We start from the raw sequence: 15,152 nt of genomic DNA on the forward strand, positions 1-15,152 counted from the left end.
CACCGCCTGCACTGCCGACTACAAATACCGCACCTGGCGCGCCTTCGATTCCTCGTACGCCGCTCGGCCGGAGAGGTGCTCCGGCACACCGACCTCCCACCAGGCTCCGGCTTCGGTCCATGCGCACGGCTCGGTGCGCACCACCAGCACGGTCGGGCGCGACTCGTCGCGGGCGGCGGTGCGGGCCTCGGCGTAGGCGTCGCGGACCTCGTCCAGGTCGGTGGCCGTGAATACGGCGCAGCCCAGGGCGCGCGCGTGGGCGGCGAAGTCGACTCGTGGTGGTTCGGCGTGGTTGGTGCGGCAGTTGGCGTAGAAGTTGTTGAACGGTTCGCCGCCCTGGCCTTCCTGCAGCCGGGCGATCACCGCGTAGCCGTCGTTGTCGCAAACGATGGCGACCAGCGGGTGGCCGGCGAAGGCCGCCGAGAACAGCTCGGAGTTCAGCATGAGATAGGAACCATCGCCGAGCATGGTGGTGACCAGGCCGTCGTGTGCCATTGCCGCGCCCCAGGCGCCTGCGATCTCGTATCCCATACAGGAGAAGCCGTATTCGACATCCATGGTCGGTGCGCCGCCGGTGGCGCGCCAGCCGCCGACGAGTTCGCCGGGCAGGCCGCCGGAGGCGGTCATGACGTAGTCGTCCGGCCCACTCAGCTCGTTGACGACGCCGACCACCTGGGCGTAGGTGGGCAGGCCGGTGGTCGGGGCGCGCAACGTGTCGATGTGGGCGTCCCATTCGGTGCGCACCGCGGCCGCTCGTGCCGTCCAGTCGGCATCGACTCGCCACTCGGCGTCGGCGTCACCTGAGCGTCGAATCTCGTGCTGCCCGAGCGTATTCGGGTCGAGCTGCACAGCGAGATCCCGGAGCGCCGCAGCGGCATCACCCACGACCGCGAGCGCGCCGTGTTTGACAGCGTCGAAGCGGGCCGCGTTGATCGTGATCAGAGTGGCGTCGGGGGCGAACACCGTCCAGGACGCCGTCGTGAAGTCCTGTAGCCGGGTGCCCACCGCGAGCACCAGGTCGGCCGCGCCGGCCATCGTGTTGGCCGAAGCCGAGCCGGTGACGCCGAGCGGTCCGGCATACAGGGGGTGCTGATGCGGGATCAAGGTGCGGCCCGCCGTCGTCTCGACGATCGGGATCCCGTGCCGCTCAGCGAGTTCCACCGCTTCTGCGGCCGCTCCGGAGTAGCGAACTCCGCCGCCGAGCACCAGCAGCGGCCGCGACGACGCCCGCAGCACCGCAGCGGCATCGGCCAGGGATCGCTGATCCGCGCGGGACCGGACCACGCGATGCACGACCGGTTCGAAGAACGACTCCGGAAAGTCGTAGATCTCGGCCTGGACGTCTTGCGGCAGCGCCAGTGTCACCGGCCCGGCATCAGCCGCGTCGGTGAGGACCCGCGCCACCTGGGGCAGCGTTGCGAGCAACTGCTCGGGCCGGGTGATTCGATCGAAATAGCGGCTCACGGCCCGAAAGGCGTCGTTCACCGTGAGCGTCCCGTCGCCGAAATGCTCCACCTGCTGCAGCACCGGATCCGGCGCGCGTGTGGTGAACGTGTCACCGGGAAGCAGCAGCAGCGGAAGCCGATTCGCATGCGCAACACCGGCCGCCGTCACCATGTTCAGTGCGCCCGGCCCGATGGAGGAGGTCGCAACCCCGACCTGCCGCCGATGGGTCGCCTTGGCCAGTCCTACCGCCGCCAACGCCATCCCCTCCTCGGTGTGTCCACGCCAGACCGGCATCTCGTCGCGGCGCTCTTGCAGCGCGGTACCGAGGCCGAGCACGTTGCCATGCCCGAATATCGCGAACACTGCTGGAAACAAGGGCACTTCATGCCCGTCGATGGTCTCCGACCGCTGGGCGATCAGCCACGCCACCAACGCTTGGGCCGCGGTCAGCTTCATGCGCTCCGTCCTTCGAGGTCGGCCGCCACGCAACGCGGATAGCCACGGCCATTGCCAGGGGATTTATCAGAAGATCGCGCGGCCTCATGGCTCCGCGATACTTGCGCCACAACTAGTTTCATGAGCGGAGCCCTTCGTGAGCGGTGACCGTGCGGCGGGGTCGATGGGACGAACCGCACACATGAATCGCCAACATTGCCTCGCACCTGTCGGCCGGAGGGCCGGTGAGCGCCCCAGCAATGGGCGGATTCATCGGCACCGGCCTTCGTGGTCGGTGACCGGACAGCGGGGGTCGGTCGGCTGTCCCGCCCAGCTGTCGCGCACCCAGGTGTGCGCCGGGTCGTCGCAGAAGGCCATCGAGCGTTCGGGGGCCGGCCCTGCCAGCACGTTGAGGTAGTACATCGGATAGCCGGGGGCGGCGATGCACGGTCCGTGGTAGCCGCGTGGCACCAGGAAGACGTCGCCATCGCGGACTACTACGTTCTCCTCCAGCGCGCCGTCGGCTGTGTAGGTCCGATGCATGCCGAAACCCGCGCCGGACGTAGTGATCCCGTCGTGCCCCGCGATGCGGAAGTAGTAGATCTCCTCATTGACCACTTCGCATTCGCTCGCCTCGTCGTGCTTGTGCGGCGGGTACGAGGACCAGTTGCCGTCCGGGGTGATCAGCTCGCATGCGTTGAGTTTGTCGGCGTGATCCCATACCCCGGGTACGCCGAAGCTCGTGACCTGCCGAGTCGCAGGCCCCGCACCACGCACCTCGACCGGAACCTGCTCCGCCGGACCATATCTCGGCGCCAACCGATTCCCGCACCGCGCCATCGGCAGCGCAACCTCGACGCCATCCACCGTCGACAGCTCGACCTCGGCATCACGTGGCACATAGGCGAAGTCGGTCACCCGCGTGAACACCGAATCCCGGCCGTTCAAGACAAATTCCAGACCGTCCACCCGCACCGTGCACGACCCCGCCAACGGCAAAACGAACGCCTCGTACTCCCCCGTGTGCACCGCACGCGCCTCCCCCGCCCCCAACCGCAGGACCCGCAGCCCGGCGTAAGTCCATCCCGCCGCTTCCACGTTGAGCAACACCGGATCCACCCCGTCGCTCAACGTCCCGGCTCGCCGATGCAGATTCATCGCACCTCCCGCCCGGCCCGCCACTGCCACCGAGCCTCTTTGCCGAGTGGCACCTGATGGACAGCCCCACACGACCGTTGCCGCAGCCATGGAACGTCCCCCGCTGAAATCGCCGGGCTCGAGTGACGCGGCGTTGGCGTTTCGCCCCCAGGCGTGATCATCGGACCTCCTTCAGGACCTGGACCGCTGTTTCTCCTGACGTCGTGACCTCGCCGCCCGGCGAAGGGTGGTGCGGCCACCTGACAACCCCGCACACTCGTACCCGGTGCCACCTCGATGACCGAATCGTCGCCGAGCCGGCCGCCCCATTCGGACAGACTCATCACCAGGTCGCCGCACGTACCGCGACCAAGGGCGACGAGGGAGGCATTCATCGCGCCTCTTTCAGGATCTGGGCGGCCGCATCCACTGCGGCTGCGACGTCACCGTCCGGTGGATAGAGCAGCGTGCGGCCGACAACAAGGCCGCGGACCACATCGTGGCCGAGTGCGCCACCCCAGGAGGCGAGATCGGCGGCCGGGTCGCCCGACGGCGCACCACCGAGCACCACGACCGGCAGCGTCGTCGCATCCAGCACAGAGAAGTCCTGCGGCGCAGGGATTTTCAACCAGGTATAGGCGGAGGTGACGCCGAGGCCGGACGCTACCGTGATCGCTCTGGCCAGCGCGGGCGCATCCCTGCTCATCACCAGGGCGCCCGCGGCGTCGCGGTGGTAGGGCAACGGTTCGACCATCGCCATCAGACCGTGTCCCGCCAGCTCCGAAACAGCTTGTGCGCACGCGTGCAGCGTCGGGATGGTGCCCGCGTCCGAGTCGACGAGACGCAGCAGCATTTTGCCGCCGTCGAGGCGGAAGCGGACCAGTGCGTCGGCGTCGTATCCGGTGAAGCGGTCGTCGATCTCCCACTCCGCGCCTGCCAGACCACCGCGGTTCATCGAGCCGATGACGATCTTGTCGTCCAGCGCGTCGAGCAGCAGTAGTTCCTCGACCACGTCCGGGGAGCCGAGCACACCGTCCACCTCCGGGTGGGCCAGCGCGACGAGCAGTCGTTCCAGCAGCGTGCGACGGTCCGCCATCGCCGTCAGATCCGAGCCGACGCCGAGCGCGCCACGCGCCGGATGGTCGGCGGCGACGAGGAAGAGTGTTTCCTTCTCCGACAACAGACCTGGACGTCGATGCCGCTTGGCATAGGCCCGTTCGATCGCCGCCGGGTCGGTCGCGCGCACACGCAGTAGTTCCTGCCAGCGCTCATCGGTCAGATACACAGCACCTCCTCGATCTCGGCGTTCGTCGGCATCGCGTCGGCACACGCCAGTCGCGATGCCACCAACGCACCTGCGGCGTTGGCGTAGGTGGCGATCCGCTGCGGATCCCAGTCCGACAGCAGACCGTGGATCAAAGCGCCACCGAACCCATCGCCCGCGCCGAGCCCGCACATCACCTCGACCGGGCACGGCGGCACCGACCAGCGTCCGGATTCGGTCGCGACGAGCACACCCTCGGCGCCGCGCTTGATCACCGCCAGCCGCACACCGCGGGCCAGCAGTCGGTCGGCTGCCTCGTCCGGATCGACGGTGCCGACTGCCACCTGCACTTCGGTGCGGTTGCCCACCACCACATTCACGTGGTCGAGCATCCAGCTGATCTCGGTATGCGCTGTCGCCTCGTCCGGCCAGAACATCGGCCGATAGTCGAGGTCGAGCACCGTGTGCCCGCGGCGGGCACGGCGTTCGAGTATGGATCGCTGGGTGGAACGGGCCGGTTCCGCGCTCACGCCGGTGCCTGTAACCCACAGCAGCGCAACGTCATCCACCACATCCCAGGGCACCTCGTCCGGCTCGATGGTGAGATCCGGGGCGATGGGCGCGCGGTAGAATAACAGCGGTGGGTCGGCGGGCGGGTCGAGCTCGCAGAAGACCACGGGGGTCAACAGATTCGGCGCGGTCGTGACGTACTCGGCCGATACGCCGAAGCCCGTCAGCGCCGAGCGCACGAAACCGCCGAAGCCGTCCGGTCCGACCTTGGTCAGCACGGCGGTGCGCCTGCCGAGTCGAGCGGCGGCAACCGCGACATTGGTCGCGGTGCCGCCCAAGAACTTTGCGAAGGTCTCGACTTCAGCCAGTCCGACGCCGCTCTGCTGTGGATACAGATCGACGCCGACTCGTCCGATGGTGAGTGCTTCCAGTCCGGTCACAACGCCACCGCCTGTCGTGTAGCAGCGGTCGGACGCACGATCCTGATCGGGCCGCTCGTGACATTTCTTGTCACCGCGCTCCTTCGCGCGCCGGGGACATCGACCGACATTCGGATAGCCGTCACGGCGTCACCACACGCTCTAGCTCGTGCTGGAGCGCGTCCAGCTCCGCGCCGCCCGCCATTTGGCGGGTCAGCTCCGAGACATCGATCTCCGATTTCTCATAGGAGCCGAGCATCGCACCCCGTTTGAGCAGCAGGAACCGGTCGCCGACCGGGTAGGCGTGGTGCGGATTGTGAGTGATCAGGATGACTCCGAGCCCGCGATCACGTGCCTGCACAACGTATTTCAGCACCACACCGGCTTGTTTCACACCGAGGGCCGCGGTCGGCTCGTCGAGAATCAGCACCTTGGCCCCGTAGTGCACAGCACGGGCAATGGCGACGCACTGTCGTTGGCCCCCGGACAAGGTGCCGACCGGCTGCTCCATATCACGGATTTCGATCCCCATGTCCGCCAACGCCTGTCGCGCGATCTCGCGTCCCTTGCGTCGATCGAGCAACCGCAGCGGACCGTATCCGGCCGTCGGCTCCGAGCCGAGGACAAAGTTGCGCCAGACGCTCATCAGCGGGACGACGGCGAGGTCCTGATACACCGTCGCGATGCCACGGTCCAAAGCCTCTCGGGGCGAGGCGAATCGGGTGAGCTCACCCTCGACGCGGAGTTCGCCGCGGTCGTGCTGATGGACACCGGCCAGAATCTTGATGAGGGTCGATTTGCCCGCACCGTTGTCGCCGAGGATGCAGGTGACCTCTCCCGCGTTCACCACCGTGGTGACATCCCGCAGCGCGACGACGCCGCCGTAGCTCTTGCCGATATCGATCGCTTCGATCAGTGGAGTAGTCATCGGCGTACCCTCTCGGCTCGCTTCTGGAATCTATTGTTGACCAGCACAGCAGCCAGCAGCAGCACGCCGAGGAACAGCATGAACCAGTCGCTGTCCCAACGGGCGAACACAATGCCCTGGCGGGCCATACCGAAGATCAGCGCACCCAGTGCGGCGCCGATCGCCGAACCGAACCCACCGGTCAGCAGGCAGCCGCCGACCACGGCCGCGATGATGTAATGCAACTCCAACCCGACACCCTGATTGGCCTGCACACTGGCGAACCGCAGGATGCTGCAGGAGCCGACGACCCAGCCCGCGAACGCGGTGGTCATGAACAGCACGATCTTCGTTCGATCCGCGGGGACACCGACAGCGCGGGCGCTCGGCAGCGAGCCGCCCACCGCGAAGATCCAGTTTCCGAACTTGGTGCGCACCAAGACAACTGCGGCGATCGCCGTCAGCACGATCCACCAGACGACGGAGGCTTGCAGGTGGGTGTCACCGATATTCAAGGTTGATGCGAACACCCAGCCCGCCGAGTTGTAGCCGTCGGCGCTGCGAATGCCCGACACCTGAACGGTTCCGGTGACCAGCCGGGTGACACCGAGGTTGAGACCTTGCAGCGCAAGGAAAGCGCCGAGGGTGACGATGAAGCTCGGCAGCCCGGTGCGCATTACCAGCCAGCCGTTGAACGCACCGACGGTCAGCGCGAACACCAGCGAGACCAACAGGGCCGCCCAGACATTCCACCCCGCGTTGACCGCGAGCAACGCGGTCACCAATGCGGTGGAGGCGGTCATCACGCCTGCCGACAGATCGAACTCGCCGCCGATCATCAGCAGCGCCACCGCGACGGCCATGATCCCGAGCGTGGAGGAATCGTCGAGCCAGGTCGCGATGCCGAGTGCGCTGAGGAACCGGTCGGTAATGATCGAGAAGAACGCGAATACCAGCAGCGCGCCCAGGAGCGCGCCGATCTCCGGTCGCACGATCAGTCGCTGGAACAGCGAGGGACCCTCCGGCGGCTCACTCACGGTGACCTCGGAAGTTTTTGTGGCAGTATTCATGTGATCCACTCCGATCTCACCGCGTGCCCTGCGCCACGAGCGCAGCGACGGCATCGACGTTGTTCTTGTCGACGAAGGCCGGGCCGGTCTGCACCGGTGCGCCACCACCGACGAGGTTCAGGTTCGTCCGGGACAGCTGCAGCAGCACCACCGGCAGATAGCCCTGTTCGAATTGCTGCTGATCCACCGCGAAGAGCAGCTTGCCCGCTCGAATCGCGTCGACCACATCGGTATTGAGATCGAACGTCGCGACCGTGGCGGCCGACTGCGATTCCCGCACCGCATCCACTGCACGCGCGGCGACCTGTGAATTCAGTGTCAGCACCGCGTCGATGGATCTGTCGGCCTCCAATGCGCCCTTGATGCGGGACTGTGCGTCGGTCGGATTGTTGATGTCCACCTGCAGCGTGGACCCGTTGCCGAATGCCTTGGTGGCGCCCTCGCAACGCTGATTGGCGCCGATATTGCCCGCCTCGTGGATCACGCAGAGCAGCTTCTTGCGTCCGGCATCGGCCAGCCGCTTGCCTGCGGACTGCCCGGCCAGCGACTCGCTCTGCCCGACATGACCGATTGCACCGAACTTGGCGCTCTCGCTCTCACCCGAGTTGACGGTCACCACCGGAATGCCCGCCGTGACTGCCTTTTCGATGGAGGGCCGCAGCGCTTCGGGATTCGCCATTGATACGACGAGGCCGTCCACCCCTTGTGCGACCGCGTTGTCGATGAGTTTCGCCTGCTGTCCCGGATCGCCCGCCGAGTTGTACTCGACGCGGACTCCGAGGTCCTTGCCCGCCGCCTCGGCCCCGTTCTTGACGACATTCCAGAAGGCATCGCCGGGGCTGCCGTGCGTAACCACTGCGACCGAGTTCAATGTGCCTGCGGCAATGGGTGATTGCGTCGAGGCGGGGGCGTCGGTGCCCGGTCCGCTGCAGGCCGCGAGGACGGCGGTCGCCGCAACCCATGGCAGGATGCGCCGCGACCCACGCCACCACGACATGATGCCGGGTGCGAGGCGGTGTGCTCGTAGAGACATCGTTGTCATCACTTTCCCCACTAGATTCGAGCCGATGTCAGTGCGGCGCCGATGCCCGCGAGGTGGCGCAGACTGCGGAGGGTATCCCGGCTCGGCAGCTGTGCACCGGCGTCCCGGCCGAGAGCGGTGTCCTGTTCGATGACGTACCAGCCCTGGTATCCCGCCTGGTGCACGCTGCGAACGAGAGCTTCGACGTCGACGTCGCCCGCACCGAGGGGGACATAGAGCCCGCGCCGGACCGCCTCGCTGTATTCGAGTGCGCCACTGCGTACTTCGCCCGCCAGCGCACTGCGCACGTCCTTGAGATGAATGTGCCCGATCCGGTGGGGATTTCGCTGCGCAAGGCCGACCGGGTCGGTGCCGCCGATGAGCAGATGGCCCGTGTCGAGGCAGATGTCGAGCTCCGAGTCGGCGAGGAAGCGTTCGACCTCCGCCGCGGTCTCGACGTAGGTGCCCACGTGCGGATGCAGCGTGGTGCGCAGGCCGTGCTCAGCGGCGACATCGCGGATTGCGGCGGCGGTTTCGACGAGGGTGCGCCACTGTGCATCCGAGAGCGACGGCCGGGTGTCGTACCCGTCGAGTCCCGTCGCGGCCGCGAGGACGAGCACCTCCGCGCCCGTCGCGGCGAACAGTTCGGCGGTCTTCCGCGCGGTCTCGACGGCGCTGGGCGCATCCTGATGCAGCGCGAGTGCGAGGAAACCGCCGACCGCGCTGATGCCGAACCCGTCCAGCAGCGAGCGCAATTCGACCGGATCCTGCGGTAGATAGCCGGGTGGGCCGAGCTCCATCGCGGAGATCCCGAGGGTGACCATCTCGGTCAGGACGGTCCGTGCGTCGAGCACGTGTCCCCAACCGGGGACTTCACAGACTCCCCAGGAGATTGGCGCGGCTGCGATACGCAGCGGGTAGAGAGGTTCGGTCATCGGGACTTCTCCGACCTTCGGTGTCGATCGACGTGTAACGCTCCGAACTATTGGAGCGCTCCAACTATGTAACGTGGGTCATAGTGTGTCAAGTACGGCATCGTTGGCCAGGATATCGCTGCGACCTGCGAATATGTCGCCAACCAGGACAAACTGGCAGCGCCGATGAAGTGAAGAATGTCCAATTAGAGCGCTCTATTGATTAGCGCGCGCCGACCTTGTAACGTCCGACACTGCACGGATCACCACACGCGGAACGGAGGCGACATGGCGCGACCGACCATGGAAGACGTCGCGGCGCGCGCCGGCGTCTCCCGGGCCCTGGTCTCCCTCGTCATGCGCGACTCCCCCAAGGTGAGCGACCACCGCCGCCGCGCCGTGCTGGCGGCCGCCAAAGACCTCGGCTACCAGCCGCACATCATGGCGCGATCATTAGCGAGCCGAACGTCGAACATCATCGGCGTCATGGTCTCCGACCTGCGCAATCCCTTCTTCGCCGATGTCGTCGAAGGCATGGACACCGCGGCACAGGACGCCGGGTTCGAACTGATCCTCAACACCGGCCGTCGCAGCGCCGCCCGCGAACGCACCGCCTTGGAGGGCCTGCTGTCGTTCCGCCCCGGCGGCATCATCCTGCTGTCACCGGTGCTGCCCGCCGCCGCGATTCGCGATGCGGCACAGCAGGGGCCGGTCGTGCTGATCTCGCGCAGCTCCACCATCCCCGACGTCGACACCGTCAACGACGACGGCGAGGTCGGCGCTGCACTGGCCGTCGGCCACCTCGTCGCCCTCGGCCATCGCCGCATCGTCCACCTCGACGGCGGCGCCGCCTTCACCTCCGCTGCGCGTCGCCGCGGCTATCGCGACACCATGGCCCGCCACGGCCTGGAACCGATGATCATCCCCAGCGAGCACACCGACTCGGCAGGCATCGCCGCCGTCCAGAAGCTTTTGAACCTTTTCTCCCACCACAACTTCCCCACCGCACTGGTGTGCAGCAACGACTTCAACGCCGTCGGCGCGATGTCCGCGTTGGAAGAAGCGGGACTGCGTGTACCACACGACGTCTCCATCGTCGGCTACGACAACACCTCCCTGGCCGCGCTGCGCCACGTATCACTGACCACCATCGACCAGCCCCGCACCCAAATGGGCCGCTTGGCAATCGAAGCGCTCACCGAACGCCTCCGCGACGGCCGCACCGAGCCGGTCCGACGCCGCCTACAGCCCGCCCTTGTCACTCGCGCGACGACCGCAGCGCCCCGCAGCTGAACCAGGCCCCGCGGGCCACTTCGAATCCCCATGGGCTCGAATTTCCCACCACACGATGAGTTTTCACCAGGAGGAGCGACGATGACATCTGCAACACCCGTCACCTTGGGCCTGGCAGGCACCGGACGAATCGGCACCTCACACGCCGAAACCCTGAAACACCTCCCCGGCGTCGGCAGTGTGATCGTCGCCGACGCCGACGCCGAACGAGCCCGCGCCGCGGCCGGAAAACTCGGCGTTCAAGCGGTGCCCGACCTCGACGCTCTGTTCGCCTCCGACCTCGACGGCCTGATCATCGCGACAGCTACGGACTCCCACCCCGAACTCATCACCCGCGCGGTCGACCAAGGCATCCCTGTCTTCTGCGAAAAGCCGGTCGCCACCGACATCCAAGGCACCCTCGCGGTCATCGAACACATCGAAAACTCGACCGTCCCAGTGCAAATCGGCTTCCAACGCCGCTTCGACGCCGGCTACCGCGCCGCCCGAGCCGCCATCGCCTCCGGCGACCTCGGCTGGCTGCACACCCTCCGCGCCACCACCCTCGACCCCGCACCCCCACCCGCCGAATACATCCCCCGCTCCGGAGGGCTGTTTCGCGACTGCGGCGTTCACGATTTCGACATCATCCGCTGGGTAACCGGCCGCGAAGTGGAGGAGGTCTACGCCACCGGCACCAACCGAGGCGAACAATTCTTTGCCGATGCGGGCGACGTCGACACCGCCGCGGTAATCCTGCGCCTCGACGACGGCACCCTGGCAACCGTTTCCCTGGCCCGCTACAACGGCGCAGGCTACGACGTCCGCCTGGAAGCACTCGGCTCCCGAGGTAACGCGATCGTCGGTCTCGACGACCGAGCGCCGTTGACCTCCGTCGAACCCGACTACGTTCCCTCGCCCTTTCCTGCCTATCCGGGATTCATGGAGCGCTTCCGGCGCGCGTACACCGACGAGCTTGCGGCGTTCCTGTCCGTCGCGACCGGGGAGATCGATAGCCCCTGCACAGCGGGCGATGCCCTGGAGGCGTTCTATATCGCTGAGGCCTGCGAACTTTCGCGGCGGGAGCGCCGCCCGGTCGCGGTAGCCGAGGTTCGCCACTGACCTCGAGTTGGTCGTCGAGCTACCGGCTACACACCTGCCCGTGGCCGGTAGCTCGCAAGAAAACCACATGAATCCGATCAGCCCGCACCATTACCCTCACCTGTATGAGGAGGACACCGCAAGAGAAGAAGCAGCTCAGTTACACCAAAGACCGCCGCAACACCTACGGCGAAAACGACAAGTCCTCCCGCAAGAACATCCCCCGCTCCCGAGCGCAGGCCCACCGCGCCAACCGCCACTTCGACGCCCAGACCCTGAAGAAGTCGACCGGCCTTGTCGATGCCGTCCACGCCGATCGAGCCGATCAACAAGTCCGCGGCCACCGCCGTCGAACTTTCCGCAAGTCGCCGGACACGGCTCTCGGTGAGTACGTGAAATGGAAACTGGCCAAACGCAATACGCCAGCCCCGTGCCATCCGTCCACCAACGTCCGTAGGGCCGATCCGATCGAATCCGCCAGTACACCGTCCGGCGCTGACGACACTTCCGTAGCCCACGGCAACCAGGCGTTCAAACGGCACGATCCACGCGCGTCTCCCTCCCAAAGGTTGACCAGCCGGATCATCTCCGATGACCTGGCTCCCGCAGGCCACCCGATCCACTCGGAATAACCGGAGCTGAATATTCGTTACCTACCCTCACGATTTGCCTGTTTGCGGTATGAGCTTCGAAGAAGGGGCCGTATGAAGATCATCGTTGTCGGGGCCAGCGGGACCATCGGCTCGGCCGTTGCCGAAACGCTCGAGAAGAACCACGAGGTGGTGCGTGCCTCTCGACGTGGGCCGGTGCGCGTGGACATGGATGACAACGCCTCGATCGACGCACTCTTCGAGACCGTCCGGGACGTGGACGCCGTCGTGGTCACCGCGGCAAGCGGCAAGCTCACGCCGCTGAACTCGGACGACGACTTCACCCGCGGGCTGCAGGGCAAACTGCTCGGCCAACTGCATCTGGTCCGCTGCGCAATCCAGCAGCTGCGTGACGGCGGCTCGATAACGTTGACCAGCGGCGTATTCAAGCGTCCGATGGTCGGCGGTTCCTTCGGCGCTCTGGTAAATGCGGGCCTGGAGGCATTCGTAGCGCATGCCGCGATCGAAATGCCCCGCGGCCTACGCCTGAACGCCGTCGGTCCCGGTTGGGTCGCGGAGACACTGGCGAGCATGGGCCTCGATCCCGCCGACGGAACTCCTGCCGGCGTTGTTGCGCGGTCGTATGTGGATGCGGTCGAGGGGGACGCGCAGGGGCAGACCTTCCGGCCACACGCTTGATCGTCGCCTAGGGCTGTCAGCGCCTCTACGACACGGTCTCTATCACAGCCAGTGTGGCTTTGGAGTCAGCGTGCCGCAAGGAGTCGATCCAGGTTTCGCTTCACAGCGCGTCCCAGCGCCACGGCGGCGGCACTTGCCCACGGAGACAAGCAATCCGGTGCTTTGCCTGCGCCGCCGCCGCTCGGCTGGCTTCGGAACGAGCGGCGGCAAATCCGACCCACCGCAGTTCCTGGATATCACCCAACACCCGGAACCCATTCCAGGCGGTGACGTCGTAGCCTCCATAAGCCTCGACGAAAGATTGATATTCCTCGTCGGAGACGCGACTGAAATCCGTGTAGTCCACGGCTAGTTGGATGAGGTCCCATTCGCGCCAACCGAGGGACACTTTGTCGAGGTCGAGGACAGTTGGGATCCCTGACGGCGGCACAACCACGTTGCCTTGCCAGGCATCACCGTGAATCACGGAGGGCGTAGGGATGTTCGGCAACCCGTCGTACTTCCCGCGGAGCCGCGCGTAATGCTCGAGAAGCCACGCCCGATCATCCTGGTCGATCAATGGTGCAGTGACGATGCGTCGCTCGAGACCGGCGAAGGGATCGTAGGAGGGGATCACGAATTCGTTCGGAGGTGGCAACGCGTGGAGCGTCCGCAGGGTCGCGCCGAGCTCGCGAGGAGAAGACGGCCGATGATCTGGGATCAAGCGCCACCATGTGACAGGGCGATCAGCGATAACGATCGGTTGCACCAGCGATGTGTCAGCCTCGACCGTTGGTATACCGGAGTCATTCAGCCACTGCGAGATTCGGAGTTCGCGCGCGGCGTGGTCGATGCTTCCTGGTTGTCCGATCCTGGCGACGACGTCGTCGCCCAGCCGGTAGATGGCATGCGAGCCGTCGCGAACCAATACAGACCCGCGAAGCTCGACACCACTGACTTCCGCAGCCTTGGCCAGCACCTCGTCAGTCGAGGCGGTCGGCCCGGTCGAGCTCATTGCTCCGGCCTCGGGGTTGTGCTACTGGCGATGGCGTTCCGCAGTTCGGCAACTTCGGTCATCCGACGTCGTGGAGACGCCACTGCTGCGAGGGTGCGAAGTTCGTGCTGGATGCGCTGCGAGCGAAAGGCGGTGGCTTGTTGGGTGGCTTGCAGGCCGATGGCGGCGGCTTCTCTCGGGTCGTCCAGTTGCATTGTCAGAGTGGCCAATCGGGTGAGTGAGAAGGTTCGAGACCGTGGATAGTCCGACCCTTGCAGCGCGACGGCCTCACGAATACGCGGCGCTGCCAGCTCAATGCGTTCACGCGCTTTCGCGATAGGGATCAGCGCCTTACCTGTGCTGCCGAGGTGTTCGGCTTTGTCGTAGTAGCAGAGCCAAGGGGCATCGTCAGCGGGCATCCGGTCAGCGAAGAGCTCATCTGATCGAGCGACAGCGGTGAGTGCTTCTTCGATCCGTCCAACTGAGGCGAGGAACTGCGCTCGTAGGGCGCCGAGCATGGCGCGGGCAGTCGCCGACAGGCGATCCGACCGTACCTGTGCGAGTTCGATCAACGAGAGTGCGCCGTCGGCGTTGCCGACATACGCCATTTTGCGGGCCATGTCGGCCAGGGTGCTGGCACGCAGCTCCCAAGATCCTGCATTGTCGGCACACCACAATGCCAAACGGAACCTACGTTCGGCGGTCGGGTAGTCCCCAACATCAAAGGCGGCATACCCGGCAACGCCACTGAGGTTCCCGACAGCCTCGAGTAGCGCCCTGCGGGTGGCTGGCGCGGCCTGTGCATCGAAGAACCGAACGAAGCGGCCGAGCTGTGTGCCTGCAAGGAGGCTGGCAGCGCCGCCCCCATGCAGGTTCTCGGCTGAGGCCGCCTTCCGCGTCGCGTCGCGCACTCGCTCGACGTCGGTCCATCCGACACGACTTATCGCCTTGGCCTCTTCCGCACCCAGTTCGTCGATCCAGGTGGTCGGTACACGGCCTGGATCGAACGGACTGAACAAGTTCACTGCGAGCGTGCCATCGGGATGCAGACGGTCTTCCCGTCGCTCACGGGAAGGGAGAAACCCGAGCTCGCTATCGGTCGCACCCAAGATGGCGCGGAATGCTTCTCGATAAGCCTCGTTCGGCCATCGGACTGCGCCCCGCTCATAGCGGGCCACGGTGTGTGCGTCGAGCTCACGGCGCTGACGATGAGTGCGCCACAGGTAGTCGTTGACTGCTTCGGCAAGTTCGGCGCGGCTCATCGCACGCCCAGGCGCAACTCGTGACGGCGTTGCCTCGCGTCGCTGCTGAAGTCGCACGTTCGGTGGCATTTGCCCCCTCGGCAGTATCGGTCAGCTCAGTCTATCCAGCCCCATCGAGCGTGGCGGTCAGAT

Annotated in this window: 14 protein-coding genes; 4 read left to right on the plus strand and 10 right to left on the minus strand. The window is 66.2% G+C overall.

Annotation, left to right across the window (positions count from 1 at the left end; genetic code table 11):
- Positions 1–18 precede the first annotated feature (18 nt).
- From iolD to ACLMAL_RS17190, 8 genes are all read right to left on the minus strand, one after another.
- Complete coding sequence (iolD, locus tag ACLMAL_RS17155; RefSeq protein ID WP_411999967.1) at positions 19–1,902, minus strand: 3D-(3,5/4)-trihydroxycyclohexane-1,2-dione acylhydrolase (decyclizing); 1,884 nt, start codon at positions 1,900–1,902, stop codon at positions 19–21.
- 249 nt (positions 1,903–2,151) lie between these two features.
- Positions 2,152–3,039, minus strand: coding sequence for a 5-deoxy-glucuronate isomerase (gene iolB, locus ACLMAL_RS17160; protein ID WP_411999968.1), 888 nt, complete (start codon positions 3,037–3,039; stop codon positions 2,152–2,154).
- Between the two features lie 370 nt (positions 3,040–3,409).
- Positions 3,410–4,303, minus strand: a complete 894-nt coding sequence (locus tag ACLMAL_RS17165) for an aldolase (RefSeq protein WP_328404290.1) — start codon at positions 4,301–4,303, stop codon at positions 3,410–3,412.
- Positions 4,294–5,232 carry a 5-dehydro-2-deoxygluconokinase gene (iolC, locus tag ACLMAL_RS17170; RefSeq protein WP_411999969.1) on the minus strand — a complete coding sequence of 313 codons (939 nt, stop codon included), beginning with the start codon at positions 5,230–5,232 and terminating at the stop codon, positions 4,294–4,296. Before iolC ends, ACLMAL_RS17165 begins: the two co-directional genes overlap by 10 nt.
- Before the next feature lie 121 nt (positions 5,233–5,353).
- Entirely contained in the window at positions 5,354–6,139 is a 786-nt protein-coding gene (locus ACLMAL_RS17175) for an ATP-binding cassette domain-containing protein (protein WP_411999970.1), read from the minus strand.
- On the minus strand, positions 6,136–7,188 hold the full coding sequence (locus ACLMAL_RS17180) for an ABC transporter permease (protein WP_411999971.1): 1,053 nt from the start codon (positions 7,186–7,188) through the stop codon (positions 6,136–6,138). The genes ACLMAL_RS17175 and ACLMAL_RS17180 overlap by 4 nt, the downstream gene beginning before the upstream one ends.
- 16 nt (positions 7,189–7,204) lie before the next feature.
- The gene (locus ACLMAL_RS17185; RefSeq protein ID WP_411999972.1) at positions 7,205–8,221 is read right to left on the minus strand and encodes a sugar ABC transporter substrate-binding protein; all 1,017 of its coding nucleotides are present in this window, start codon (positions 8,219–8,221) and stop codon (positions 7,205–7,207) included.
- Between the two features lie 20 nt (positions 8,222–8,241).
- Positions 8,242–9,144, minus strand: a complete 903-nt coding sequence (locus tag ACLMAL_RS17190) for a TIM barrel protein (protein WP_411999973.1) — start codon at positions 9,142–9,144, stop codon at positions 8,242–8,244.
- A gap of 267 nt (positions 9,145–9,411) precedes the next feature.
- Between ACLMAL_RS17190 and ACLMAL_RS17195 the strand changes: the two genes are divergently transcribed.
- The 4 genes from ACLMAL_RS17195 to ACLMAL_RS17210 all read left to right on the plus strand — a co-directional run bounded on the left by ACLMAL_RS17195 (position 9,412) and on the right by ACLMAL_RS17210 (position 12,785).
- Positions 9,412–10,416: a LacI family DNA-binding transcriptional regulator gene (locus ACLMAL_RS17195; RefSeq protein WP_411999974.1), complete on the plus strand. Its 1,005-nt coding sequence runs from the start codon at positions 9,412–9,414 to the stop codon at positions 10,414–10,416.
- 81 nt (positions 10,417–10,497) lie between these two features.
- Positions 10,498–11,517: a Gfo/Idh/MocA family oxidoreductase gene (locus tag ACLMAL_RS17200; RefSeq protein ID WP_411999975.1), complete on the plus strand. Its 1,020-nt coding sequence runs from the start codon at positions 10,498–10,500 to the stop codon at positions 11,515–11,517.
- A 104-nt stretch (positions 11,518–11,621) separates the two neighbouring features.
- Positions 11,622–12,128, plus strand: coding sequence for a hypothetical protein (locus ACLMAL_RS17205; protein ID WP_411999976.1), 507 nt, complete (start codon positions 11,622–11,624; stop codon positions 12,126–12,128).
- 72 nt (positions 12,129–12,200) lie between these two features.
- Positions 12,201–12,785 carry a short chain dehydrogenase gene (locus ACLMAL_RS17210; RefSeq protein ID WP_411999977.1) on the plus strand — a complete coding sequence of 195 codons (585 nt, stop codon included), beginning with the start codon at positions 12,201–12,203 and terminating at the stop codon, positions 12,783–12,785.
- Between the two features lie 100 nt (positions 12,786–12,885).
- On the opposite strand, the gene ACLMAL_RS17215 is transcribed toward ACLMAL_RS17210, so the two are convergent.
- Positions 12,886–13,743 carry a phosphotransferase enzyme family protein gene (locus ACLMAL_RS17215; protein ID WP_411999978.1) on the minus strand — a complete coding sequence of 286 codons (858 nt, stop codon included), beginning with the start codon at positions 13,741–13,743 and terminating at the stop codon, positions 12,886–12,888.
- Between the two features lie 32 nt (positions 13,744–13,775).
- The gene (locus tag ACLMAL_RS17220) at positions 13,776–15,020 is read right to left on the minus strand and encodes an XRE family transcriptional regulator (protein WP_411999979.1); all 1,245 of its coding nucleotides are present in this window, start codon (positions 15,018–15,020) and stop codon (positions 13,776–13,778) included.
- Positions 15,021–15,152: the final 132 nt, after the last annotated feature.

Source organism: Nocardia sp. CWNU-33 (assembly GCF_046764895.1).
Taxonomy (GTDB): Bacteria; Actinomycetota; Actinomycetes; order Mycobacteriales; family Mycobacteriaceae; genus Nocardia.